The 24,429-nt window shown below is 70.1% G+C and carries 19 protein-coding genes; 9 read left to right on the top strand and 10 right to left on the bottom strand.

The features are described from left to right. Positions 1 to 127: 127 nt before the first annotated feature. Positions 128 to 3,751, top strand: coding sequence for an ATP-binding protein (locus tag ACFWPQ_RS12110; RefSeq protein WP_384032479.1), 3,624 nt, complete (start codon positions 128 to 130; stop codon positions 3,749 to 3,751). A gap of 30 nt (positions 3,752 to 3,781) precedes the next feature. Here the strand turns inward: ACFWPQ_RS12110 and mctP are convergent, their stop codons facing one another. From mctP to ACFWPQ_RS12095, 3 genes are all read right to left on the bottom strand, one after another. Further along, positions 3,782 to 5,392, bottom strand: a complete 1,611-nt coding sequence (gene mctP, locus ACFWPQ_RS12105) for a monocarboxylate uptake permease MctP (RefSeq protein ID WP_384032477.1) — start codon at positions 5,390 to 5,392, stop codon at positions 3,782 to 3,784. Then, the gene (locus tag ACFWPQ_RS12100) at positions 5,389 to 5,664 is read right to left on the bottom strand and encodes a DUF3311 domain-containing protein (protein ID WP_384032475.1); all 276 of its coding nucleotides are present in this window, start codon (positions 5,662 to 5,664) and stop codon (positions 5,389 to 5,391) included. The genes mctP and ACFWPQ_RS12100 overlap by 4 nt, the downstream gene beginning before the upstream one ends. Positions 5,665 to 5,838: 174 nt before the next feature. Further along, a complete protein-coding gene (locus tag ACFWPQ_RS12095; RefSeq protein WP_089098851.1) occupies positions 5,839 to 6,603 on the bottom strand; it encodes a GntR family transcriptional regulator in 765 nt (254 codons plus the stop codon). 359 nt (positions 6,604 to 6,962) lie between these two features. On the opposite strand from ACFWPQ_RS12095, the gene ACFWPQ_RS12090 reads away from it, so the two are divergent. The 4 genes from ACFWPQ_RS12090 to ACFWPQ_RS12075 all read left to right on the top strand — a co-directional run bounded on the left by ACFWPQ_RS12090 (position 6,963) and on the right by ACFWPQ_RS12075 (position 11,756). Next, a complete protein-coding gene (locus ACFWPQ_RS12090) occupies positions 6,963 to 8,249 on the top strand; it encodes an extracellular solute-binding protein (RefSeq protein ID WP_384032474.1) in 1,287 nt (428 codons plus the stop codon). 175 nt (positions 8,250 to 8,424) lie between these two features. Further along, positions 8,425 to 9,399, top strand: a complete 975-nt coding sequence (locus ACFWPQ_RS12085) for a carbohydrate ABC transporter permease (RefSeq protein WP_384032473.1) — start codon at positions 8,425 to 8,427, stop codon at positions 9,397 to 9,399. Then, a complete protein-coding gene (locus ACFWPQ_RS12080; RefSeq protein ID WP_384032471.1) occupies positions 9,396 to 10,238 on the top strand; it encodes a carbohydrate ABC transporter permease in 843 nt (280 codons plus the stop codon). The genes ACFWPQ_RS12085 and ACFWPQ_RS12080 overlap by 4 nt, the downstream gene beginning before the upstream one ends. 9 nt (positions 10,239 to 10,247) lie before the next feature. Then, positions 10,248 to 11,756: a glycoside hydrolase family 3 protein gene (locus ACFWPQ_RS12075; RefSeq protein WP_384032469.1), complete on the top strand. Its 1,509-nt coding sequence runs from the start codon at positions 10,248 to 10,250 to the stop codon at positions 11,754 to 11,756. 20 nt (positions 11,757 to 11,776) lie between these two features. Here the strand turns inward: ACFWPQ_RS12075 and ACFWPQ_RS12070 are convergent, their stop codons facing one another. Both ACFWPQ_RS12070 and nagB read right to left on the bottom strand, forming a co-directional pair. Next, a complete protein-coding gene (locus ACFWPQ_RS12070) occupies positions 11,777 to 12,313 on the bottom strand; it encodes a GNAT family N-acetyltransferase (RefSeq protein WP_384032467.1) in 537 nt (178 codons plus the stop codon). Between the two features lie 143 nt (positions 12,314 to 12,456). After that, positions 12,457 to 13,242 (bottom strand): glucosamine-6-phosphate deaminase, encoded by a 786-nt coding sequence (gene nagB, locus ACFWPQ_RS12065; RefSeq protein ID WP_384032465.1) that lies wholly within the window; start codon positions 13,240 to 13,242, stop codon positions 12,457 to 12,459. A 622-nt stretch (positions 13,243 to 13,864) separates the two neighbouring features. On the opposite strand from nagB, the gene ACFWPQ_RS12060 reads away from it, so the two are divergent. Next, positions 13,865 to 15,340, top strand: a complete 1,476-nt coding sequence (locus ACFWPQ_RS12060) for a sensor histidine kinase (RefSeq protein ID WP_384032463.1) — start codon at positions 13,865 to 13,867, stop codon at positions 15,338 to 15,340. 202 nt (positions 15,341 to 15,542) lie between these two features. Here ACFWPQ_RS12060 and ACFWPQ_RS12055 read toward each other — a convergent pair whose 3' ends face one another. Together ACFWPQ_RS12055 and ACFWPQ_RS12050 are read right to left on the bottom strand one after the other, a co-directional pair. Next, positions 15,543 to 15,800, bottom strand: a complete 258-nt coding sequence (locus ACFWPQ_RS12055) for a WhiB family transcriptional regulator (RefSeq protein WP_010353616.1) — start codon at positions 15,798 to 15,800, stop codon at positions 15,543 to 15,545. 320 nt (positions 15,801 to 16,120) lie between these two features. After that, entirely contained in the window at positions 16,121 to 17,089 is a 969-nt protein-coding gene (locus ACFWPQ_RS12050; protein ID WP_361289985.1) for a diacylglycerol kinase family protein, read from the bottom strand. Between the two features lie 116 nt (positions 17,090 to 17,205). On the opposite strand from ACFWPQ_RS12050, the gene ACFWPQ_RS12045 reads away from it, so the two are divergent. Continuing rightward, positions 17,206 to 17,646, top strand: coding sequence for a hypothetical protein (locus ACFWPQ_RS12045; RefSeq protein ID WP_384032461.1), 441 nt, complete (start codon positions 17,206 to 17,208; stop codon positions 17,644 to 17,646). A 79-nt stretch (positions 17,647 to 17,725) separates the two neighbouring features. On the opposite strand, the gene ACFWPQ_RS12040 is transcribed toward ACFWPQ_RS12045, so the two are convergent. The 3 genes from ACFWPQ_RS12040 to ACFWPQ_RS12030 form a co-directional block, all read right to left on the bottom strand. After that, on the bottom strand, positions 17,726 to 18,838 hold the full coding sequence (locus ACFWPQ_RS12040) for an RNA polymerase sigma factor SigF (protein ID WP_384032459.1): 1,113 nt from the start codon (positions 18,836 to 18,838) through the stop codon (positions 17,726 to 17,728). Next, the gene (locus ACFWPQ_RS12035; RefSeq protein ID WP_004925829.1) at positions 18,835 to 19,248 is read right to left on the bottom strand and encodes an anti-sigma regulatory factor; all 414 of its coding nucleotides are present in this window, start codon (positions 19,246 to 19,248) and stop codon (positions 18,835 to 18,837) included. Before ACFWPQ_RS12035 ends, ACFWPQ_RS12040 begins: the two co-directional genes overlap by 4 nt. 272 nt (positions 19,249 to 19,520) lie before the next feature. Further along, positions 19,521 to 19,781 (bottom strand): UBP-type zinc finger domain-containing protein, encoded by a 261-nt coding sequence (locus ACFWPQ_RS12030; protein WP_089098840.1) that lies wholly within the window; start codon positions 19,779 to 19,781, stop codon positions 19,521 to 19,523. A gap of 61 nt (positions 19,782 to 19,842) precedes the next feature. On the opposite strand from ACFWPQ_RS12030, the gene ACFWPQ_RS12025 reads away from it, so the two are divergent. Beyond that, positions 19,843 to 21,438, top strand: coding sequence for a Na+/H+ antiporter (locus tag ACFWPQ_RS12025; protein ID WP_361289994.1), 1,596 nt, complete (start codon positions 19,843 to 19,845; stop codon positions 21,436 to 21,438). A gap of 91 nt (positions 21,439 to 21,529) precedes the next feature. Beyond that, positions 21,530 to 24,403, top strand: a complete 2,874-nt coding sequence (gene fxsT / locus ACFWPQ_RS12020) for an FxSxx-COOH system tetratricopeptide repeat protein (RefSeq protein WP_384032456.1) — start codon at positions 21,530 to 21,532, stop codon at positions 24,401 to 24,403. Positions 24,404 to 24,429 lie beyond the last annotated feature (26 nt).

Below are 24,429 nucleotides of genomic sequence, written 5' to 3'. Positions count from 1 at the left end.
GCGGGATGTCCCGTCCCTTTCCGCCCTGCGGGCAGTCGAGTTGCGGACTGCGACGGGAGTGCTTTCCATGGAGTTAGGTGCCCGCGGGTCCTCCGTGCCGAGATCCGGTCTCGGAAGGAGAGGCACCATGTCGAGAATCGTCCGTCACCCGCCGGGCAAGGTCCGGCCACGCAGTGCGCCGATGGCGACGCTGGACGCGAGGCGGGCGTGGCGCCGGCTCCGGCGGTTCTTCCTGGGCCACTGGCACGGTCTGACCATCTGGCTGGAGGCCCGCCGCAACACCACCCGCCCCAAGAACTGGCGCCGGTGGTGGTCGTACACCAATCTGAACCGGGTGGTCTGGCTGACCCTCCTGATCCTGCTCCTCGCCTGGGTCGGTGAGGGCATCTGGATCCTGATCACTCACCGCACGACCCCCTTCGAGCAGTGGCGGCACCGGTCCGAGGACGGATTCGACGCCGTCCTGCGGTTCCTCGGTCCGCTCCTCGCCGCCTCGGTCGCCGCGGCGGCGTTCCTGTTCTTCTGGTACCACTGGACCAAGAGGCGCTACCTCGCCAAGGCACGCAAGGAGCCGCACCGACTGGTGCGCACCGCGGGGCCGGACATCTCCGAGATCGTGGGCCGCGAGGACATCGCCCGGGTCATCGCCCAGCGACTGCGGCAGCGCGAGACCCGCAGGCCCTATCTTCTCGTCGGCGGTATCGGCACGGGCAAGACCGCCGTTCTGGTGCGGCTCACCGAACTCCTGGCCGATCAGCACGCCGTTCCCGTGCCGATACGGCTGCGGGACGCCGTCGGCGGCGACCTGAACTTCGAGCGCATGGCCAGGGAACGGTTCGCCGAGGAGGCGCCCCGGGGCATCCTGGCGCGCGGCAAGAACGACCGGGTCTGGCAGCAACTCCTCGCCGACGACAAGGTGGTGGTCATCGCCGACGGCCTGGAGGAGGCGGTGCTCGACGAGAGGTTCCAGGAGGACCGGGACAACATCATCCGCAAGGCCATCGAGCGCGCCCACGAGGAGAAGCTGCCGCTCGTCATCGCGTCCCGGCCGCACAGCCCGCTGGAGAGCACCCCCGCCGCGATCGTGGAGCTCGAACCGCTGAGCGAGGAGGAGGCGTTGCGCTTCGTCGAGGCGCGGGACCCGGAGACCGACGAGCGCCGCGTCGACTGGATCGTGGAGACCGCGGAGGTCACCGAATCGCCCATCTACCTCCAGATCGCCCGCGAACTGCACCGCCACGGCGGCCTGGAACGCAGCCGTCTGCGCAACGACGCCCATCGGCTGGACACCCGCAGCTGGGACCGCAGCACGCTGCGGCTGTGGCTGCTGGAGACGTGGGACCGTGCCGTGCGCGAGGGCCGGCTGCGCGAGGACGTCGAGCTGAGCCCCCAGGAACGCGACGACACCGTCGAGGTGGTCTCCGCGCTCGCGTGCATCGGACTGCTCCAGGACAGGCTGGAGGTCGGCTTCGCCGAGCTGCTGGGCGATGACGTCCACCCGGGTCCGACGCGGCGGACAACGGCCCGGGCGGACCATCTGTGGGCCACGGCGCGCCGTTTCGACCGGTACGGCAAGCGTGGGAACACCTTCTCGGAGTGGCACCGGGAACGGATCTGGAACGCGCTCTGCGACCGTCTGAGCCCCAGGGAGAGCAAGCGTCTGCGCGAGGGCGACATGGGCCAGTGCCAGATCGCGTTCGCCCGCTTCGCGGCCAACGCGAACAAGCTCCGTCTGGCGGAGAGCTTCGAGAAGAGGGTCCGCTTCCCGCACAGCACCCTCCAGGCCTACTTCGGCTTCCGCATGCTGAGTCACCTCGGCGAGCGCGAGGCCGGCGAGTTGATCGAGCTGGCGCTGCGGCCGCCGGGCCCCAGCCGCGAGCTGCTCATCGCCCTGGTGCTGCTCGCCCGTCGCCGGGCGGCGGAGCACTCGGCCAAGGGCGGCAGTGTCGGGGCCGAACTGCGCAAGTACCGGGACGAGCTGTGGCGGCAGGCTCCGGTGTACGGGCGTCCCATGGCCGACCGGCTCTTCACGGCGGCGAACCGCCGCACGGACGATCCCAAGGCCCTCGACCTGTACGCGGCGGCCCTGGAGGTCGACAGCGCCGAGGCCAGACCGCGCCTGCTGAGCGACATCGTCAAGAAGGTGTACGACCGCTGGCCCGACATCAAGGGTGACCGGCGCACCGTCGAGGACGCCAAGCGCAGGCTGGCCAGGCAGCTCGGCACCGCACTGCGCGCGGCCTCCGCGAAGACCGACACCATGCTCCTCTACTACTACCTCTTCCAGATCGGCAAGGCGGATCCCTCGTATGCCGTGCGCCTGGCCGTCAGCCAGGAGTTGGGCAGCGGCGGAAACCCGGCGTTCGCGGTCATCAGGGAGAAGTACAGCCAGAGCGTCGACCCCATCAGGGAGTACGACGAGACGGTCAGCGGCCTGAGGGACCGCAAGAGGAAGCAGGACCGCGACTGGAACGGGTGGATGCGGGACGCGATGACGGCCCGCACGTCCTCGTGGGACAGGTCGGCCGCGGAGGTCGACCACCTGCAGCAGCGCAGGAAGGAGACCAAGCAGCGGTACCGGAAGGACCGCATCGAGTTGTCCAGAGAGTTCGTGATGCGGGCCTGGACGATTCCCATGTACGTGGGCTCCGTCGACGACGCCCACCGTGACGAGGCCCGCGAACGTCTCACCAAGTGGATGCGCCATCTCGATCCGGAGTACACCCATGGCGCCCCCGACCTGCCGCTCGCCCTGGAGGCCGCGCTGGCCCAGGGTTTCAAGTTCGCGGCCAATCGGCGCAAACGCCACCCGTATTCGTATCCGGGCAGCCGGGTCGACCTGATCCGGCAGGCGGAGACGGTGCTGCAGCGGTCCCGGTGCTGGTACACGCAGCTGACGCTGCTTCAGGCGCTGTGCCTGTGGGAGCTTCCGGACAGTGCCGGCCACCACGAACGGGAGGCGGACGGCGCGGCGTGGCGGGAGAACGGCTCCGGCGGACGGCACGGGCCGTCCCGCGCGATCGCCGGCACCAGCGCGGTGCAGGCGGTGCAGCGGTGGCTCTCGATGGCGGGCACGGTGAACGGCCCGCCGGGCCCGCCCGGCACCAACGGCGACGCGCCTCGGCGGACGCTCCATCCGTTCGTCGCCGAGGCCGCCGACCTGGTGGCCATGGCGCTGGAGACCGGACAGCCCGAGCGCTTCCTGTGGATCGACGAGAAGACCGTCACCGACAAAGTGGGCTCGCGCATCGAACAGAACGGGGGCTACCGCAGGCACAACCTGTGGATACCGCCGTCGGCCGGGTGGAGCACCCTCGACGGACGCGCCCAGCGCCTCGTCGCCGACGTGCTGCTCATGCTGAACCTGGTGGAGCGGGACGGGTACCCGGACGAGGTCGAGGAGCGCCTGGCCCGCGCCGAGCGCTCGGGGACGCCGCTCCCGCCGTGCATCCGCGTGAGCCGTGAGCCGCTCCGGCCCGGTCTGCGGCCGGGCACCGCCGCGCCGCCCGCACCGGGCACCACCTGTCTGCCCGACTGCAAGTTCCAGCTGTGCCCGTACCCGCCCCGGGGCACAGTGCCCCGGGGCGAGGTCCGTGAGCCCTTCTGCCGGCAGCAGCAGGTGCTGCTGCCGGGACCCGTACGGCGGTGCTTTCCCCGGCTCGTGCACCGAAAGACGCCGCCCTGGGTGAGCATGCGCGTCCGCGAACTGGACCGTTTCTGGGACGCGATGTCGGGGCGCACGCGCGACTAGGGAGCCGCGTGTGCGCCCGGCCGGGTCTCGTCAGTGCGCGGATCCCGCGACGGCCGGAGGCAGTTCGACCTCCACGCCCGGGTCGCCCGCGTCCGCCGTGTAGTCCTCGGGGCTGGTCTGGTCGATGCCCTCGGGGGCCTTCAGGGCCCTCAGGACGAAGGTCAGGACCACCGTGACCGACACGTTCAGCACGAACGCCGTCAGGCCGATGTAGCCGATCTCGCCGATGCCGGGGATCTCCTTCGAGGAGCCGCCGAAGTGCGCCTGGGTGGGGGAGGCCACCCCGTATGCCGCGGCCGTGCCGTAGACCATGCCGACCGCCCAGCCCGCCAGCAGGGCCCAGCGGTGGAACCAGCGGGTGAACAGACCGCCCACCAGGGACGGGAAGGTCTGCAGGATCCAGATGCCGCCGAGGAGCTGGAAGTTGATGGCGACCGTCTTGTCCATGGTGAGGACGAAGACCAGCGCGCCGACCTTCACCAGCAGGGAGACCAGCTTGGAGACCTGGGCCTCCTGCTTCGGCGTGGCGTCGGGCTTGATGAAGTCCCGGTAGATGTTGCGGGTGAAGAGGTTCGCGGCCGCGATGGACATGATGGCCGCGGGGACCAGGGCGCCGATGCCGATCGCGGCGAAGGCGACCCCGGCGAACCAGTCCGGGAACATGTTCTCGAACAGCTGGGGGATCGCCAGCTGTCCGTTGGTGACCTTGACGCCGGCCGCGATGGCCATGAAGCCCAGCAGGGCGAGCAGGCCCAGCATCAGCGAGTACAGCGGCAGGATCGTGGTGTTGCGGCGGATCACGTCACGGCTCTTCGAGGAGAGCGTCGCGGTGATCGAGTGCGGGTACATGAACAGGGCCAGCGCGGAGCCCAGCGCGAGCGTGGCGTACGTCCACTGGCCGGCCGGGGCCGGGACGAGGCCGCCCGCTCCCGCCGCCGTGAACTTGTCGCCGGCCTTGGCGAAGATGTCGTCGAAGCCGCCCAGCTTGATCGGGATGTAGATGATCGCCACCGCGATGACGATGTAGATCAGCGCGTCCTTCACGAACGCGATCAGGGCGGGGGCGCGCAGGCCGGAGGAGTACGTGTAGGCCGCGAGCACGCCGAAGGCGATGAGGAGCGGGAGGTCCTTCAGGAACCAGTTGGTGCCGTCGCTGCCGCCGATGCCCATCACGTCGAGCACCGCCTGGATGCCCACGAGCTGCAGCGCGATGTATGGCATCGTTGCCAGGATGCCGGTCAGGGCGACGGCGAGGGACAGGCCCCGCGAGCCGAAGCGGCCGCGCACGAAGTCCGAGGTCGTCACGTAGCCGTGCTTGTGGGAGACCGACCACAGGCGGGGCAGGAACGTGAAGATCAGCGGGTAGACCAGGATCGTGTACGGCACGGCGAAGAAGCCGGCCGCGCCCGCCGCATAGATCGCCGCCGGTACGGCGACGAAGGTGTAGGCCGTGTACAGGTCGCCGCCGAGCAGGAACCAGGTGATCCAGGTTCCGAACGACCGGCCGCCGAGGCCCCATTCGTCGAGCGAGTGCTCGTTCTCGGCCTTGCGCCAGCGGGCGGCCAGGAAGCCGATGACCGTGACGGCCAGGAAGAAGAAGATGAAGACGCCGAGCGCGACGCCGTTCACGCCGTCCTTCACTCCGACGCACCCCCGTCCACGCTCGTGGCGGCCTTGCGGGCACGCCGGTCACGCTCCCACAGCTGGTACGCGGTCATGGTGAGCGCGGTCGAGAGCAGCACCCACAGCATCTGGTACCAGTAGAAGAACGGGATCCCGATGAACACCGGGTCCGTCTTGGCGTACGAGCCCACCCACAGCATCGCCACGAAGGGCGCTATCAGGCAGAGGGCGATGGCAACGCGCACAGGCGTCACCACCGCCGCTTTGGTCACTTCGGACGCATCTGACATCTCGCGGCTCCGTCCCCTCACTGACCGCACGGCGATCACCGTTGTTCACCTGTGTAATGCGCAGGCAATCATGGCGAACGCGTGAGGTCAGTGGAAGACCTCATCCGCATATCGGTATGTCGATTTGGTGCAGAAGGGTGATGAGCCGTCAGGAGGGGCGGGGTGGGAACGGCCTCAGTCCTGGGGCCGCTTGAGCCGTGCGACGAACTTGTAGCGGTCGCCGCGGTACACGGAGCGGACCCATTCCACCGGCTGGCCCTCGCGGTCCAGGGAGTGGCGGGAGAGCATCAGCATCGGCAGGCCCACGTCGGTGCCGAGCAGGCCGGCCTCGCGCGGGGTCGCGAGGGAGGTCTCGATGGTCTCCTCGGCCTCGGCGAGATGGACGTCGTACACCTCGGCGAGGGCGGTGTAGAGGGACGTGTACTTGACGAGGGAGCGGCGCAGGGCCGGGAAGCGCTTCGCGCTCAGGTGCGTGGTCTCGATCGCCATCGGCTCGCCGTTGGCCATGCGCAGCCGCTCGATCCGGAGCACCCGCCCGCCTGCCGTTATGTCGAGCAGGCCGGCCAGCCGGTCGTCGGCGGTGATGTAGCCGATGTCCAGCAGCTGCGAGGTCGGCTCCAGGCCCTGGGCGCGCATGTCCTCCGTGTACGAGGTGAGCTGCAGCGCCTGGGAGACCTTGGGCTTGGCGACGAAGGTGCCCTTGCCCTGGATGCGTTCCAGGCGGCCCTCGACGACCAGCTCCTGGAGGGCCTGGCGGACGGTGGTGCGGGAGGTGTCGAACTCGGCGGCCAGGGTGCGCTCGGGCGGGACCGGGGTGCCGGGGGCCTGTGTCTCGGTCATTTCGAGCAGGTGCTTCTTCAGGCGGTAGTACTTGGGCACGCGCGCCGTACGGACGGCTGTCCCGCTCTCGTTCTCCGCACTGCTGACGTCGGTGCTCATGCTCCGCCTTCCCGGCTACTGGTCCTGCTCGCCACGTGGCACGGCAGCGTACCGGGATTTGCCCTGCACGCTGCGTGATCCCTTCTGTATACCGTCGCGGGCCCTTCTGGTCTAGTCCATCGCTGAAGTGGTCTACCGGAATTGTCTCGTCCGGGCCTCGGGTTTTCGAGGGGTTCTTACTTAAAGGTTCCTGCATATGTAGGTCGCATAACGGCTGGTCGGAGCCTATTCGGCCACCCTTGACAGGCCCGGTGGTCTGGGCCAAGCTTCCGGCACTGGTCTACACCATTGGTCCAGGTCCCGGCCCAACGCTCGTGCGGGGAGGCAGGGGGGTTTGTGGCATCCCTGAGGAGGGTGGCGTGAAGCGCAAGCTGATAGCCGCGATTGGTATCGCGGGCATGGTCTTCTCGGTCGCGGCGTGTGGCAGTGACAACAAGGACGACAACAAGTCCCAGGGCTCGGACGCCAAGGCGCTGACCGTCTGGCTCACGGTGGACGCGCAGAACAACTGGCCCGACCTGGTGAAGGCCGCCGACGCCGCCGTGGAGAAGAAGCACCCCGGCATCAAGATCAAGCACGAGTACTACGGCTGGCCGGACAAGAACACCAAGCTGGACGCCGTCCTCGCCACGGACAAGGCCCCCGACGTGGTCGAGATGGGCAACACCGAGATGCTCGGCTACATGGTCAAGGGCGCCTTCGCCCCCGTGGACGCCTCCCAGTTCACCAACTCCGGCCAGTGGCTCGACGGCCTCAAGGCCTCGGTGACCTACAGCGGCAAGACCTACGGCGTGCCGTACTACGCCGGTGGCCGCGTCGCCAACTGGCGCAAGGACATCGCCGCCTCGGCCGGCATCAAGACCACGCCGAAGACCTACACCGAGCTGACCGCCGACCTGGACAAGATCCAGAAGAAGGAAGGCAGCAAGTTCAGCGCCTGGTACCAGCCCACCCGCGACTGGTACGCGGCCATGTCCTTCGTCTACGACGCCGGCGGCTCCATCGCGGTCGAGAACGGCGGCAAGTGGCAGGGCAATCTCGAGTCGGCCGAGTCCATCAAGGGCCTCACCGAGTTCAAGAGCGTCATCGACAAGTACATGCACGGTGACAAGACCAAGGACGAGTCCGACCGCTACATCGTGTACGGCCAGGGCAAGTCGGCCATGATCTTCGGTGCCGCCTGGGAGGGCGCGACCGCGGCCGACCCGAAGAACGACAAGACCGGCGGCAAGCTGAAGGACAACCTGGTCAACTTCGTGATGCCCGGCCCGTCCGGCAAGAACATGCCGGTCTTCCTGGGCGGCTCCGACCTCGCCATCCCGGTGAAGTCCAAGGCGCAGGCCGTCGCCGCCGAGTGGATCAACGCGTTCACCGGCCCGTCCGGCCAGAAGGGCCTGATGGCCAAGGGCAACCTGCCGAACAACAAGACCGACCTCGCCACGCTGAAGAGCGACCCGGCGACCGCGGTGCCGGCCGAGGCGGCCGAGTCCAACTGGTTCGTGCCGATGGCGCCGGGCTGGGGCCAGGTCGAGAAGGCCCAGGTGCTGCAGACGATGCTGCAGAACATCGGCACCGGCAAGGAGAGCGTCGAGGCGGCGGCCAAGGAGGCCGACGCGGCGATCGACAAGGTCATCAACACCCCGTAACGGTCTGCGGCCGGGCCTGACCGACGGGGGGTCAGGTCCGGCCGGGGGGTTTCAGAAGAAAGTGCCGCGTTGGGTTGTGGGGCTGCTGCGGGTGCGTTGTGGCTGGTCGCGCAGTTCCCCGCGCCCCCTTGGGGGCGCGGCACCTGACGTTTCTTGATCTGTTTAGGAGCGCACGATGAGTGCCGTTGATACGACCACACCCGCCAAGGTGCCGGCACCTCCACCGGACTCCCCGCAAAGACCACGCGCGAACCGGCGCTCGGGCGGCCCCGCCGTCCCCTGGCTGCTGCTCGCCCCCTGCCTGCTGATCCTGGCGCTCGTCCTCGGCTATCCGCTCTACCGGCTGGTCACCCTCTCCTTCCAGCAGTTCGGGCAGACCCAGCTGTGGGGGTTCAAGCCGGCCGAGTGGGTCGGGTTCGGGAACTTCTCCAAGGTCCTGGGCGACAGCGAGTTCTGGCAGGTCGTGCTGCGCACGATCTTCTTCGCGGCCGGCTGCGTCGTCTTCACCATGGTCGTCGGCATGCTCGTCGCCCTGCTGCTGCAGCGCGTCTCCGGCTGGGTGAAGACCCTGGTCAACATCGCGCTGGTGGCCAGCTGGGGCATGCCGGTCATCGTCGCCACCACGGTCTTCAAGTGGCTCTTCGACTCCGACTACGGCATCCTCAACGCCCTGCTCAGCAAGCTCCCCGGGGTCGACATGGTCGGCCACAACTGGTTCGCCAGCGGACCCGAGGGACTCGCGGTGATCATGCTCCTGGTGGTCTGGGGAGCGGTCCCCTTCGTGGTCATCACGCTCAGCGCCGGACTCACCCAGGTCCCCAAGGAACTGGAGGAGGCCGCCCGGCTCGACGGCGCCGGCCCCTGGGGCGTCTTCCGCTACGTCACGCTGCCCATCCTCAAGCCGGTCATCGTGATGCTCACGACGCTCTCGGTCATCTGGGACATGGGCGTCTTCCCGCAGGTCTTCGTGATGCGCGGTGGCCACCCCGAGGCCGAGTTCCAGCTGCTGACCACCTGGTCCTACGACCGCGCCTTCGTGGTCAACGACTACGGGCAGGGCTCCGCGATCGCCCTGCTCACCGTGCTCCTCCTGCTCGGCGTCGTCGCCGTGTACATGCGCCAGATGCTGAAGATCGGAGAGGTCGAATGAGCACCGTCGCCACCCCCGGCCGCAGGAAGGCCAAGGCCGGCTGGAACCTCCTCGGCCTCCTCGTCTTCCTCATCTCGGGCTTCCCCGTCTACTGGATGCTGAACACGGCGTTCAAGCCGGCGAAGGACGCCATCGACCCGGACCCGAGCCTGCTGCCCACCGGCGTCACCCTGTCCAACTTCAGCCGCGCGCTGGACATCGCCGACTTCTGGGGCCCGGTCGGCCGCAGTCTGATCGTGTCCCTCTCCGTCGTGGTGATCGGCATGGCCGTCGGCCTGCTGGCCGCCCTCGCCATCTCCCGGTTCGCCTTCCGCGGCCGGAAGATCGTGATCGTCGGCATCCTCGCCGTCCAGATGATCCCGCTGGTCGCCATGATCATCCCGGTCTTCCTGCTCCTCAACGACCTGGACCAGTACGACAAGCTCAGCGGCCTGATCATCACCTACCTGACCTTCATCCTGCCGTTCACGGTGTGGACCCTGCGCGGCTTCATCGTCAACATCCCGAAGGAGCTGGAGGAGGCCGCCATGGTCGACGGCTGCTCCCGCACCGGCGCCTTCGTCCGGGTGGTCTTCCCGCTGCTCGCCCCCGGCCTCGTCGCCACCTCGGTCTACGGCTTCATCCAGGCCTGGAACGAGTACCTCTACGCCCTGATGCTGCTCAGCCAGGACCACCAGACGGCGACCGTCTGGCTGGCCAACTTCACCACGCAGCACGGCACCGAATACGCCCCGATGATGGCCGGCGCCACCATGCTCGCCGTGCCGATCGTCGTCCTGTTCCTCCTCGTCCAGCGCAAGATGGCCGCGGGCCTCACCGCGGGCGCCGTGAAGGGATAACCCCATCCGATGACGACATTCGCCAGCGGTACGGCTGCGTTCAATTCAAAAGACAGAGTCACGCGCGACGCGCTGACCGTCCTCCAGCCGGGCTTCACCGGCACCACCGCCCCCGACTGGGTACTGCGCCGGCTCGGCGAGGGCCTCGCCTCGGTGGGCGTGTTCGGCCGCAACATCATCTCGGCCGAGCAGCTCTCCGCTCTCACCGCGCAGTTGCGCGCCGAGCGGGACGACGTCCTGGTGGCGATCGACGAGGAGGGCGGTGACGTCACCCGTCTCGAGGTGCGCACCGGTTCCTCCTTCCCCGGCAACCACGCCCTCGGTGCCGTCGACGACCCGGAGCTGACCCGGCAGGTCGCCCTGGAACTGGGCCGCCGCCTCGCCGCCTGCGGGGTCAACTTCAGCTGGGCCCCGGTCGCCGACGTGAACTCCAACTCCGCCAACCCGGTCATCGGCGTCCGCTCCTTCGGCGCCGACCAGGACCTGGTCGCCCGTCACACGGCGGCCTACGTCAGCGGCCTCCAGGCGGCCGGGGTGGCGGCCTGCACCAAGCACTTCCCGGGCCACGGCGACACCGCCGTCGACTCCCACCTCGCCGTGCCCCGCATCGACGCGACCACCGACGTCCTGCGCGCCCGCGAGCTGGTCCCCTTCCGCGCCGCCATCGCCGCCGGTACCCGCGCCGTGATGAGCGCCCACATCCTGGTCCCCGCCCTGGACCCGGCCCGGCCCGGGACCCTGTCCCACCGCGTCCTCACCGAACTGCTCCGCGGCGAACTCGGCTACGACGGCCTGATCGTCACCGACGGCATCGAGATGCAGGCCATCGCCGGGACCTACGGCATCGAACACGGCACCGTCCTGGCGCTCGCCGCCGGAGCCGACGCGATCTGCGTGGGCGGCGGCCTCTCGGACGACGAGACGGTACGACGGCTGCGCGACGCCCTGGTCGCGGCGGTCCGCTCCGGCGAACTCCCCGAGGAGCGACTGGCGGACGCGGCGCAACGGGTGCGGGCGATGGCGACCTGGACGGCCACGGCGGAAGTGGCCCAGCCGGACCCCGCCCTCACGGACATCGGCCTCGTCGCCGCCCGCCGCGCGCTTCATGTGACGCGCGTCGACCCCTACACACCCCCGGCCGAGCCCCTGTTCGTCGCCTCCCTCACCCCCGAGACCAACATCGCGGTGGGCACGGAGACCCCGTGGGGTGTCTCCGCCGAACTGACCCGCCTCGTGCCCGGCACCGAGACCGGCAGCTTCGCGGGCGAGGACGCGGGACACGCGGCGATCGTGGCGGCGGGGGAGCGCCGTATCGTCGCTGTGGTGCGGGACGAACACCGGTACCCCTGGATGGCCGGCGCCCTGGACACCCTGCTCAAGGCCCGCCCCGACACGATCGTGGTGGAGATGGGCCTGCCCCAGGCCGCGCCCCGGGGCGCCCTGTACATCGCCACGCACGGCGCGGCGAGGGTGTGCGGTGTGGCGGCGGCCGAGGTCATCGCGGGCGTGAGTGCGTAGCGGATCCCGGCGGGGTGTGGTCACCGGCCGGGTGACCACACCCCGAACCACTGCTCGGCGCCGTACGCCTCGAATCGTTCCTGCTCGGTGAAGCCGAGCTTCGCCGCGAGGCGCATCGAGCGGACGTTGGCGGTCTGGGTGTAGAGCACCACCGGCTCACCGGGAAGCACGCCGGAGAACCAGTCGAGGGCGGCCGCGCACGCCTCGAAGGCGTACCCGTGCCCCCACGCCTCCGGCAGGAACAGGTAGCCGAGCTCGGTCTCGCCGGCGGCCAGGCGGTCGGCCGGACGCTCGGGGTCCTGCGGGTCGAGCTGGACCGTGCCGATCGTCGCTCCGTCGAGCTCGACCGCGAAGAAGCCGGGGCGCCGCCCGGGCACCTCGGGCACCAGGCGTTCGAGATCGGCACGCGGCCGGGGGCCACCGAGGTAGGTGCCCACCTCCGGCGAGGCGTCCAGCTCGATGACCGCCGCACGGTCCCGCGCCTCGGACTCACGGAGCACGAGCCGCTCGGTCCTGATCGGGTCAGGCGGCCAAACATCGGATCCCAACACAGTCATGCCGGGCAACCTATCCCACGCCCCCGCGCTCCCGCGCCCGGAAGGGGCGCGGGGCTGTGTCGATGTGCGGCTCCGCCGCGTGGGCGCGAGCAACCCCCACCCGCGATCAGTCCGAATCGAACCGAACCCGGCAGACGAATCCGCTAAATCCCCTGCCAATCCGGCTTGTTGGAGAACGTGTACCGGAAATAGTCCGCGAACTTCAGCTTCGACGCGGCGGCCTCGTCCACGACCACCGTGGCATGCGGATGCAGCTGCAGCGCCGACGCCGGGCACACCGCGGCGACCGGCCCCTCCACCGTCGCCGCGACCGCGTCGGCCTTCCCCTCACCCGTGGCCAGCAGCACCAGGTGCCGCGCCTCCAGGATCGTCCCGATCCCCTGGGTGATGACGTGGTGCGGCACCTGCGCGATGTCCCCGTCGAAGAACCGCGCGTTGTCGACGCGGGTCTGCTCGGTCAGCGTCTTGATCCGGGTCCGCGAGGCCAGCGAGGAGCACGGCTCGTTGAAGCCGATGTGCCCGTCCGTCCCGATCCCGAGCAGCTGCAGGTCCACGCCGCCCGCCCGCGTCAGCTCCGCGTCGTAGGCCTTGCAGGCGGCCTGTACGTCCTTGGCCGCGCCGTCGGGGCCGAGGAACGCGCCCATCCCGATCCCGAGCGGCTCCAGCACCTCGCGCCGCAGCACCGACCGGTACGACTCCGGATGCTCGGCCGGCAGCCCCACGTACTCGTCGAGCTGGGCTATGCGAGCCCGCGAGGTGTCCACGGCACCGGCCCGTACCTTGGCGGTGAGCGCCTGGTAGATGGGCAGCGGGGTCGAGCCCGTGGCCACCCCGAGCAGCGCGTCCGGCTTGTGCCGGAGCAGCTGGGCCATGGCCTCGGCGATCAGCTCGCCACCCGCGGCGGCGTCCGGAACGATCACAACTTCCACGCTGGGCCTGCCGTTCTGAAGAGGGCTGGAGGGTCAGGAACGTCTATGTGGTTTAGACCAATCTGATGGGACCAATCTAACAGAACCGGACCCTGTCCCTGCGGGTCGGGCGCAGGGAAAGGGGACAAGTGTGAGGTTACGTGAATACGTCAGATGGGGTGAATTAAGGAAAATTTCCGCGGCCCGCCGCGGCCCCCTCCCCTGGTCGGGGAAAATTGCCCCGGCCATCCGCCCCCACGGCCCATCCCGGCGGGCTAGGCTGCGATCGCATCAACTGTGAACAGTCTCCAACGCATGGACACACACCGTGGTCTAGTCCACAATTGCGTACGAGGGCTGAACGAGTACGGCATCAGCCGTACGGCACAGTCACACTCTTCCGTCTTCCCCGCACAGGAAGGCGGACCGAGGAACCGGAGCTCTCTGCCCTGACTGCCCCGGATCCTCACCTTCGGCCGATCGGGACCGCACACCCCGTGGCCGTTGCTGCTCCGGGCTGCGGTGCCGGGAGGGTTGAGGGTCCCTCCCAGGCGCCGCGGCCCGCGGGTGTTTCCGGGCCCTCCGTGCTCCCCTGAGCCGCTGTTTTTCGGCCATCCACATACCGCCAGGTACGCTCACAGACGTGCCCTCCATGAACGAACTGGTCCGCCAGCACACCGCCCTCGACGACTCCGACCTCGAGTGGCTCCATCTGCTGGTCTCGGAGTGGCAGCTGCTCTCCGACCTCTCCTTCGCCGACCTGGTCCTGTGGGTCCCCACCCGGGACGGCACCCGGTACGTCTCGGTGGCGCAGATGCGCCCCAACACCGGGCCCACCTCCTACCAGGACGACATGGTCGGCCACCTGGTCCCGCGCGGCCGCCGGCCCATGCTGGACATCGCTCACGACGAGGGCCGGATCGTCCGCGAGGGTGACCCCGAATGGCGCGAAGAGGTCCCCGTACGGGTCGAGTCCATCCCCGTGCGACGCGAGGGCCGGGTCCTCGGCGTCATCGCCCGCAACACCAACCTGCTGACCGTGCGCACCCCGAGCCGCCTTGAGCTCACCTACCTCCAGAGCGCTTCCGACCTGGCGCAGATGATCGCTGCCGGATCGTTTCCCTTCCCGAACCAGCAGGTCGACATGGACGCCTCGCCGCGCGTCGGCGACGGCCTGATCCGGGTGGACGGCGACGGCATCGTCCAGTACGCCTCCCCGAACGCCCTCTCCGCCTACCACCGCCTCGGCCTCGCCGCCGACCTGCTCGGCCACCACCTGGGCCAGACCACCGCCGAACTCGCCCCGACCAAGGGGCCGGTGGACGAGGCGCTCACCAAGCTCGCCAGCGGCTGGGCGCCGCGCGAGTTCGAGATCGAGTCCGACGACGGCGTCATCCAGTTCCGGGCCATCCCGCTCAAGCCCAAGGGCACCCGCATCGGTGCCCTGGTACTGCTCCGGGACGTCACCGAACTGCGCCGCCGCGAGCGGGAGTTGATCACCAAGGACGCGACCATCCGGGAGATCCACCACCGGGTGAAGAACAACCTCCAGACGGTCGCCGCGCTGCTGCGCCTCCAGGCCCGGCGCATCGAGTCGGACCGCGGCCGGGAGGCCCTGGAGGAGGCCGTACGGCGGGTCGGCTCCATCGCCATCGTGCATGAGACGCTGTCTCAGAACCTGGACGAGCGGGTGGAGTTCGACGAGATCGCGGACCGGGTGCTCGCGATGGTCGCCGAGATCTCGCCGGGGAAGGTCACCGGCCGGCGCACCGGCCGCTTCGGGATACTCGACGCCGAGGTCGCCACCCCGCTGTCGATGGTTCTCACCGAGATCCTGCAGAACGCCCTCGAACACGGCTTCCGCGAGGGCGACACCGGCACGGTCGAGGTCACGGCGGTCCGCGGCGGCACCACCAAGGAGGCCCGGCTCCTCGTCACCGTCCAGGACGACGGCGTCGGCCTGCCCGAGGGCTTCGACCCGCACCGCTCCGGCAACCTCGGTCTGCAGATCGTACGGACGCTGGTGGAGGGCGAGTTGGGCGGCACGTTCGACATGGTGCCGGCGCCGGAGCGGGGGACCCGGGTGATTCTCGACGTGCCGGTGCGGCCGCAGAAGTAGCGCGTCCCGGGAGGGAGTTGTGCCCGGCGAAGGGTGTTGCGCACAGCAAAGAGCCCCGGACCTGGTGGGTCCGGGGCTGCTCGCTCGTTGCTGCTCTTACTGCTAAGCGCATCGGGGGTACTGCGCGCTGCGGCTCGGGGGCGGGAGATGCGTACTCGCTGTACGCGCCGCCAAGCTCAGGCTGTCACCAGGGGTGGGACTGTCAGGCGGTGGCCTGACGGGCCCGGTTGCGGGCGGCACGGCGCTTCATCGCGCGACGCTCGTCCTCGCTGAGACCACCCCAGACGCCGGAGTCCTGGCCGGACTCGAGCGCCCACTGCAGACACTGATCCATAACGGGGCAGCGACGGCAGACGGCCTTGGCTTCCTCGATCTGCAGCAGCGCAGGACCGGTGTTGCCGATGGGGAAGAAGAGCTCGGGGTCTTCCTCGCGGCAAACGGCGTTGTGACGCCAGTCCATGGCTGCTACCTCTCCTTGGTATTACATGCACGTTGCTTGTGAATGTGAACGCTTTCACGAATCCCTCAACAAGTGAAGGGCCGACCGCCAGGTTCCCTGGCAGGGGTCCTGTGAGTTGAAGTGGGATTCCGGTGATCAGTGGAGGCCGGTCTTGCGGGCCGTCCCGATCGCCACGTAGAGCCTCGCAAACCTCAGCGACGGATACAACCCCTTCCGGAAAGTTTTTTTTGATTCCTCGGTGTCGACTGGGTCACAGCCGTACTTCCATGGGGTGGATCCTGGCCTAAACGTTCGAGTGAAAGGACTTTAGCCCGTTCCGCTCACACAATCACACGCAGTGCACTGCGTACGCCTGTGAACGTCACGCTCGTACGCAGTCCTAGGTGGTCGCCGTCCATCTGAAGGGGGAGGGGGACCTTCGAATGCAAGGTGAACTGGTCCAGGTCGTGCAGCGACACCGCATGCTTGCCGTGGGGTCCGCGCTCGGGGGACGAAGTGAGCAACTGCGTGCCATAACGGGCAGCCGCGGCGGTCGACAGACGGCTGAGACCGAGTACGTCGATGCCCTTATCGAACGAGGCCTTAGGTGACGTGTACATCGGGCGATTGCCGAGATACGTCCAGGGCGAGGTGTTGCAGACTATCGCCACGACAAGATCCGTGATCGGGTCGGCGCCGGCCCGCTCCAGGGTGATCGTTCCGTGCCGGCGGTGCTGCTCGCCGAGGAATTGCCGGACCACCTGACGGACGTACAGCGCGTGCGTCGACTTCTTACCGAGCTCGCGCTGCTGCTCGACCCGGCCGACCACGCCCGCGTCGAAGCCGAGTCCCGCGTTGAAGGTGAACCAGCGGGCCGGGACCGCCTCGTCCTCGGTGCCGGGCGTGCCGGCGGTCAGACCCAGGCCGACCAGGCGCTCGCGTTTCTCGCGCAGCGCGTCCAGCAGGGCGCCGGTGGCCTCGACCGGGTCGTTGGGCAGGCCGAGGGCGCGGGCGAAGACGTTGGTCGAGCCGCCGGGGACCACGGCGAGGCCGGGCAGCCGGTCCGGGTCGGGGCCGTTGTGGAGGAGGCCGTTGACCACCTCGTTGACCGTGCCGTCGCCGCCGAGCGCCACGACGAGGTCGATGTCGTCGCTCTCCGCCGCGAGCCGGGCCAGGTCGCGGGCGTGGCCGCGGTACTCGGTGGTGACCGCCTCCAGCTTCACTTCGCTCGCGAGCGCGTGGATGAGGACGTCGCGCCTACGTGCGCTTGTGGTGGTTGCCGCCGGATTGACCACGAGAAGTGCACGCATGGATTGCAGCGTACCTACTGGGAAGTACCGGGCCCAGACCGAGTTAGGGATCCGGTAAGAGATAGGGGCGTGAGCCTGAACACTTACGGGTGTCAGCCGAGGGCTACCCTGCTGGGGTGAGTGAAGCACCTGCGGCTGAGAAGACCGACGGAATCGAGGCGCCCCGTCCGCCGCGGCTGACGTACGCCGCCGCGCTGGTCGGGCTGGAAGGGCTCGCCCTGTTGGTCGGCGGGGTGTGGCTGGCCGTGCTCGGGGTCACCGGGGATCCGGACGACCGTGGGCAGGCGATCACCGGGGGCGTCACCGTGGTCGTGCTTGCGCTGTTGCCGCTGATCGCTGCGCGGGGGCTGCTGCGGCGGAGGAGCTGGAGCCGGGGGCCGGCGGTGATCACCCAGATCATGGCGTTGCCGGTGGCGTACAACCTGTTGCAGGCCGACAGTGTGGCGATTCCGGTGGGGATCGCGCTGGCGGTGGTGGCGGTGGCCGCGCTGGTGCTGCTGGTCAACTCTGCTACCACCCAGGCCCTGGGAATCAAGGGGCCTGGGCGCAGTAGCTGATCTGCGGCTGGATGGGGGCTGAGCGCGCCCACGCGGCGGAGCCGCATATTCATACAGCCCCGCGCCCCTTTGCGGCGCTTTACTCCTCCACCAGCAACTTCTCCCGGAGCTGAGCCAGCGTCCGGGCCAGCAGCCGTGAGACGTGCATCTGGGAGATGCCGACCTCCTGGGCGATCTGGGACTGGGTCATGTTGCCGAAGAAGCGGAGGAGAAGGATTCGCTTCTCTCGGGGCGGGAGGTCCTCCAGCAGGGGCTTGAGGGACTCGCGGTACTCGACGCCCTCCAGGGCCTCGTCCTCCGCGCCGAGGGTGTCGGCGACCGCCGGGGACTCGTCGTCGGTGTCGGGGACGTCCAGGGACAGCGTGGAGTAGGCGTTGGCCGACTCCAGGCCCTCCAGGACCTCCTCCTCCGAGATCGCGAGCTTCTCTGCCAGCTCGTGGACCGTGGGGGAGCGGCCGTGCTGCTGGGACAGCTCCGCCGTGGCGGTGGTGAGCGCGAGGCGCAGCTCCTGGAGGCGGCGCGGGACGCGGACCGCCCAGCCCTTGTCGCGGAAGTGGCGCTTGATCTCGCCCACCACGGTGGGAGTGGCGTACGTCGAGAACTCCACGCCCCGGTCCGGGTCGAACCGGTCCACCGACTTGATCAGGCCGATGGTGGCGACCTGGGTCAGGTCGTCCAGCGGCTCGCCGCGGTTGCGGAACCGGCGCGCGAGGTGCTCCACGAGCGGCAGATGCATGCGGACCAGCCGGTTGCGCAGCTCCGCGTACTCGGCGCTGCCCTCCTTCAGGCCGCGCAGCTCGACGAACAGGGCGCGCGCGCCGCTGCGGTCCTGAGGTTCGCTGCGGACCTGAGGTTCGTGCTGGGTCGCCTGCACCACCTCCGCGGCCAGCGCCTGGTCCTCGGCGTATCGCTCGTGCTCGCTCATCGTCCCGCCCGTCGCCCTTCCACGAGCCTTCGCCCCGGCTCGGTGCGGGGCCGCGACCCCGTTCCGACCGTCCGGGGGCGCGCTCTGCACGGCACCCTCCAGACCGGCCTGCGCGGAGGGGTCCTCCGGGTGCGGCCTGGCCTGTTCCGGGATGCCGTCGATGCCGTCAGCCATGCGGCGGGAGCCGGCCTCGGGGCCTTCGCCCCCGGCCGGCAGCTCCCGTGTGCCGCGCTCTTCGTCCCGCACCGGCCCGTCCCCGTTCCTCACGCCGGCCCGGGTCCCGCGCCGCGCTGTTTGTAGAGGCTGATCGACACGGTCTTGTCCTCGTCGACGGCCGACGAGACCTTGCCCGCCAGGGCCGAGAGCACGGTCCAGGCGAAAGTGTCGCGCGAGGGGGCGTGGCCGTCCGTGGTCGGGGCGGAGACCGTGACCTCCAGCGAGTCGTCGACGAGGCGGAAGACACAGCTGAGCACCGAGCCGGGAACGGCCTGCTGGAGCAGGATCGCGCAGGCCTCGTCGACCGCGATGCGCAGATCCTCGATTTCGTCCAGGGTGAAGTCCAAGCGGGCGGCGAGACCGGCCGTGGCCGTGCGCAGCACCGACAGGTAGGCACCCGCAGCCGGCAGCCGGACTTCCACGAAGTCCTGGGTCGCGGGCTCGCCTGCGATCTGGGACACCCTCACCTCCATGGTGGTACAAGCTTTTCGGGGCCGAGGGTCGCCCCCCGGGGTAACGCACTACGTGGTTCAGCGGTGACGCTACCGCGCTCCGAACTTTTCTGTCCCCGGGACCCCAACCCCCTGGCGTCACTCACAGTAAACCTGTGGATACGCTCCGTGTCTAGAGGTCTGCCTTGCCCAATTGGGAAGAGCGCGCGCCGGGTTGACGTACCCCGGTGTCGAACCGTCGAACCGTCGGTGCTGTGGTCTTCAGCAGCCGTAGTGCAGTGTCACACGAGCACGTGGTCGACGAAGCACCAGCGCCAGTCCTCGCCGGGTTCGAACGTCCGCATTATGGGGTGGCCCGACGTCTCGTGGTGGCCTGTCGCATGTCTTCCCGGCGACGAGTCGCAGCAGGCGACATGGCCACAGGTCAGACAGAGCCGCAGCTGTACCGGGTGCCACCCCTTGGCGAGACACTCCGGGCACGTCTCGTTCAGCGGGTCGGGTTCCGGGTGCGGCAGCGCTTCGCGGTGCGTGCACTGTTTCATGATTGCCAGATTACGACGGGTGTGCGGGTGGCCGCGCGAAAAACGAGGGCGGGCGAGGATCATGGATGTGATGCCACTGCTGTTGCTGGTGGCGGGGAGCGCTGCGATCGCGGCCGCGGCCCGGCGCACTCCGGTGCCTGCGCCCCTGCTCCTGGTGGCCGTCGGGCTGGTGGTGTCGTACATCCCCGGCATCCCGGACTACACCCTCGATCCCGAGGTCGTCCTGCCGCTGCTGCTGCCCCCGCTCCTCTACACCTCGGCGTCCGACAGCTCCTATCTCGACCTGCGTGCCCAGCTGCGGCCGGTCGCGCTGCTCTCCGTCGGATACGTGCTCTTCGCGACCTTCGTGGTCGGCTGGGCGGTCTACCTGCTCGTCCCGGGCATGCCGCTGCCGGCCGCCCTGGTGCTGGGCGCGGTGGTGGCCCCGCCGGACGCGGTGGCGGCGACGGCGGTCGCGCGGCGGGTGGGTCTGCCGTCCCGGATCACGACGATCCTCCAGGGCGAGTCGCTGCTCAACGACGCCACCGCGATCACCGCCTACAAGGTCGCCCTCGCGGCGGCCGTCGGCGAGGGCGCCACCTGGGTCGGCGGTATCGAGGAGTTCCTGCTCGCGGCGGTGGGCGGGGTGGGCGTCGGCCTGATCCTGATGGCGCCGCTGCACTGGCTGCGCACCCACCTGAAGGAGCCGCTGCTCCAGAACACGCTGTCCCTGCTGATCCCCTTCGTCGCCTACGGCGTCGCCGAGCAGTTCCACGCCTCCGGCGTCCTCGCCGTCGTGGTCGTCGCCCTCTACCTCGGCCACCGAGCCTGGGAGGTCGACTTCGCCACCCGGCTCCAGGAGGAAGCGGTGTGGAAGATGGTCGCCTTCATCCTGGAGTCGGCCGTCTTCGCCCTGATCGGCCTCCAGCTGCCGATCGTCCTCAAGGGACTCGGGCAGTACGCGGGCGCGCAGGCCGCCTGGTACGCGGTGGCCGTCTTCCTGGTGGTGGTCGCGGCCCGCTTCGCCTGGGTCTACCCGGCGGCCTTCCTGCCCCGGATCCTCTCGTCGCGGATCCGCGACCGGGAGGCGAACCCCACCTGGAAGGGCGCGATGGTGACGGCGTGGGCGGGGATGCGCGGGGTGGTCTCCCTGGCCATCGCCTTCTCGATCCCGGTCACCGTGCACGGCGGCGGCGCCTTCCCGCACCGCAACCTGATCCTGTTCCTGACCTTCACCACCGTCATCGGCACGCTGGTCGTGCAGGGCCTGACCCTGCCCCCGCTGATCCGCCGGCTGGACTTCCCCGGCCGCGACCCGCAGGCCGAGACCCTCGCCGAGGCGAACGCCCAGGCCCAGGCCTCCCGCAGGGCCGAGGCCCGGCTCGACGAACTCCTCTCCGACGACCGCAACGAACTCCCGCCCCCGCTCGCCGACCGCCTCCGCACGGTCCTGGAGCGCCGCCGCAACGCCGTCTGGGAACGCCTCGGCCAGACCAACCCCGTCACCGGCGAGTCGGTCGACGACACCTACCGCCGCCTCTCCCGCGAGATGATCAGCGCCGAACGCACGGTCTTCGTCCGCCTCCGCGACCACCGCTACATCGACGACGAGATGCTGCGCACACTGCTGCGCCGGCTCGACCTGGAGGAGGCCGCCGCGTACCGCGAGGCCGGGTGAGTCGGCGTATTCACCCCCTGTCGCCGGTCCGGCGGGGGATCATTGGACCGACGCGGCCGGAACGTGGGGACAGGGTGGCCCGGGGGGATCGATGACCGACACCGACGCGCACGCGCAGCGGTTCTTCATCAGCTACGCGGGCGCCGACCGCGCATGGGCCGAGTGGATCGGGTGGCACCTGGAGCAGGCCGGGCACACCGTGATCCTGGACGTCTGGGACTGGCGCACCGGCGACGACTTCGTCCAGCGCATGGACGAGGCGCTGACCTCGGCGGACGCGGTGGTCGCGGTGCTGTCCCGGGCCTACTTCGCGGACGGCCGCCGGTCGCACGACGAGCGGACGGCCGCGCTGGCCCGGCGGGACCGGATGATCCCGCTCGCCGTCGAGCCGCTGACCGACGCGGACGTCGGCCCGCTGCTCGCGTCGAAGGTGCGGACCGACCTGCACGGCAGGGCGGAGCCCGCCGCCCTGGACGCCCTGCGGGAGGCGGTGAACGGGTCGGTACGGCCCAGCAGTTCACCGGCCTTCCCGCCGGACGGCGCCGCCCCGGCGGCACCGGACCAGGAGAAGCCCCAGCTGCCGGGGCGCACCGACCGACCCGGGGTGTGGAACGTACGCCGGCGCAATCCCGACTTCTCCGGCCGCGAGACGCTGATCGTCGCGCTGCGGGAGGGGCTGCTCGACGGCGGCCCGTCCGTGGTGCACGCGCTGCACGGGATGGGCGGCATCGGCAAGACGCAGATCGTGGTCGAGTACGCGCACCGCTTCGCCAGCCAGTACGACGTGGTGTGGTGGATCGACGCCGAGCAGTCCGACCAGCTGCCGGTCTACTACGCGGAGCTGGCCGAGCGGCTGGGCGTCGCCCGCGCCGAGGCGGGCGCCGAGCGCAACGCCCGGCTCCTCCTGGACGACCTCCGCGGCAGACCCCGGTGGCTGCTCGTCCTCGACAACGTGGAGCACCCGGACCGGATCGTGCGCTGGCTGCCCGAGGGCCCGGGGCACGTACTGATCACCTCGCGCAACCCCAACTGGCGTCACATCGCCCGCCGGACGGACCTCGACGTGTTCACCCGGGACGACTCCCTCGCCTACCTCACCACCCGGCTCCGGGGCATCACGGACGACCAGGCGGAGGCCCTCGCCAAGGACCTGGGCGACCTCCCGCTGGCCCTCGCCCAGGCGGCGGGCGTGATCGGCGGCGGGACCACGGTCGAGCGGTACCGACGGCTCCTGGACGAGAAGACGGTACGGGTGCTGGAGGCGGGTGACGCCCCGGACTACCCGGCCTCGCTCGCCGGCACCGTCGGGATCGCCGCGAGGCGCCTCGCCGACCACCACCCCGACGCGGCCGCACTGCTCCGGGTCGCCGCCTTCCTCGGGCCCGAGCCGATCCCCACCAGGTGGCTGGAGGAGGCGCGCCCCCGGATGACCACGATCCCCGGTGATCCGGACGACCTGATGGGACCCGGGCGGAGCCTCAGGCACCTGAGCGACTACGGTTTGGCCCGCACCGACTCCCACGCGTTCCAGGTGCACCGGCTGACCCAGGCGGTCCTGCGGGACCACGCCGACCCGGCGCGCGGCGAGGCCGTCCGGAGCGACGCGGCGGCCGTGCTGGCCGCCGCCGCGCCGGGCGACGCGCTGGACCCCGGCAACTGGGGCGCCTGGGCGAGCCTGACCGCCCACCTCACCACAGCCCACTTCGACGTCGCCGACCGGCCCGAACTGCGCCCCACGCTCATCGAGGCCGTCCATTTCCTGATCCGCAGCGGACAGCCCGGGCGGGCGGCCGCACTCGCCGCGGGGCTGCGCGAGAAGTGGGTGTCCAAGCTCGGGCCCGACGACCCCGAGGTCCTGTTCTGCGCCCAGTACCTGGGCCACGCGACCTCGGATCTCGGCGACTTCCGGGCCGCGCGGCCGCTCATCGAGGACACCTACACCCGGCGCCGGCGGCTGCGCGGGGACGACGACCCCGACACCCTCCAGTCGGCCAACGACCTCGGGGCGATCCTCTTCGCCCTCGGCGAGCGCGAGGAGGCGGAACGCATCAGCGAGGACGCCTTCGACCGCCGGCGCCGCGTCCTCGGCGAGGACCACCCCGACACGCTGCAGTCCGCCAGTCACCGGGGGACCGCGCTCACCCTGTCCGGCCGGTACGCCGAGGCCCGCCGCATCAACGAGGACACCGTGGCCCGGCTGCGCCGGGTGCGCGGGGTCGACCACCCGCACACCCTGCAGGTGGTGGGCGCCCTCGCCACCAACCTGCGCGTACTCGGCGAGTACGCCGAGTCCCGGCGGCTCCTGGAGGAGACGCTCGCCCACTGCCGCCGGATCCTCGGCGACGACCACCTGGACACGCTCAGGGCGATGCACGGCCTCGCCAGCACCCTGGTCCAGCTGGGCAGGTGCGGTGAGGCCCGGCACCTGCTCGACGAGGCGCACGCCCGCTGCCGGCGCAACCACGGCGACGACCACCCCGACACGCTGGAGATCGCGCTCGCGCTCGTGCTCGCTCTCTGCGGGCTGGGCGAGAGCGACGCATCCCGGCGGGTGGCCGCGGACACCTACGAGCGGCGCCGCGCGGTGCTGGGCGAGGACCACCCCGCCACCCTCGCCACGGCCGTCACCCTGGTCGGCATCCTGCGCGAGCGCGGCGAGCTCGCCGAGGCCCGCCGGCTGGACGAGGACACGTTCGATCGGTCCCGCCGCACGCTGGGCGGCGACCATCCCGACACCCTCGCCGCGGCCACCAGCCTCGCCATGACCCTGCACGCCCAGCGCGCCTATCCCGCGGCGGCCCAGCTGCTCGAAGCCACCCTGAAGCGGCAGCGGCTGCACCGCGGGACCGACCTGCCCGACATCCAGAACACGATCCGCGCCCTGGTCGGGACCTACTCGGCGATGAACAGGAAACGCCAGGCCCACAAGCTCCAGAAACTCCTCACCCCGAGGTCCGCCCCCTGATCAGGCCATCAGACCATCGGGTCATC

This window comes from Streptomyces sp. NPDC058464 (assembly GCF_042721035.1).
Taxonomy (GTDB): Bacteria; Actinomycetota; Actinomycetes; order Streptomycetales; family Streptomycetaceae; genus Streptomyces.
The sequence above is the reverse complement of the archived record's forward strand: the minus strand, read 5'-3'. Positions and strand labels throughout refer to the sequence as shown.